Consider the following 749-nt stretch of genomic DNA (forward strand, 5'->3'; position numbering starts at 1 on the left):
TTTATCGGTTACATTTACTTTTGAACCATCGGTTACTACCTTGTTGTCTTCACCCTTAGAGTCTTTTTCTCCAACGTTTGTCACTTCCACTGTACCGTCATTTTTGACTTGGAAAGTAATATCCGTTACTTTGAGGTAACCGGTTGGAGCTGCTTCCTCATGGAAGGTGTACGTACCCGGGGCCAAGTTGAGATCTTTAGACTTACCAGCTTCTGAAGTCCAGTTTTCTACTGCATCTCCTTCTGCCTTATCGCCCTTGTAGATCTTGATCTGAGCTCCCGCGATTTCTTCTCCACCAAGGCTGACCTTGCTGAAGGTAATCTTACGTGGAAGATCATCATCTTTATCGGTTACAGTTACTTTAGAACCATCGGTTACGACCTTGTTGTCTTCACCCTTAGAGTCTTTTTCTCCAACGTTTGTCACTTCCACTGTACCGTCAGTTTTGACTTGGAAAGTGATATCCGTTACTTTGAGGTAACCAGTTGGAGCTGCTTCCTCATGGAAGGTGTACGTACCCGGGGCCAAGTTTAAGTCTTTAGACTTACCAGCTTCTGAAGTCCAGTTTTCTACTACATCTCCTTCAGCTTTCTCGCCCTTGTAGATCTTAATTTGAGCACCTGCGATTTCTTCTCCACCAAGGCTAACCTTACTGAAAGTTACCTTACGTGGAAGATCATCGTCTTTGTCTGTTACAGTCACAGTTGAGCCGTTAGTTACGACTTTGTTATCTTCACCCTTAGAGTCTT

Annotated in this window: 1 protein-coding gene; it reads right to left on the minus strand. The window is 43.9% G+C overall.

Going from position 1 to position 749, the window contains the following annotated elements; all coding sequences use genetic code 11:
* Positions 1-749 (minus strand): prealbumin-like fold domain-containing protein (locus tag AWH02_RS02950; RefSeq protein WP_269083741.1); only part of this gene is annotated, 749 nt, incomplete at both ends.

Origin of the sequence: Streptococcus gordonii (genome assembly GCF_001553855.1) — a bacterium.
In the GTDB taxonomy this organism is placed as follows: domain Bacteria; phylum Bacillota; class Bacilli; order Lactobacillales; family Streptococcaceae; genus Streptococcus; species Streptococcus gordonii.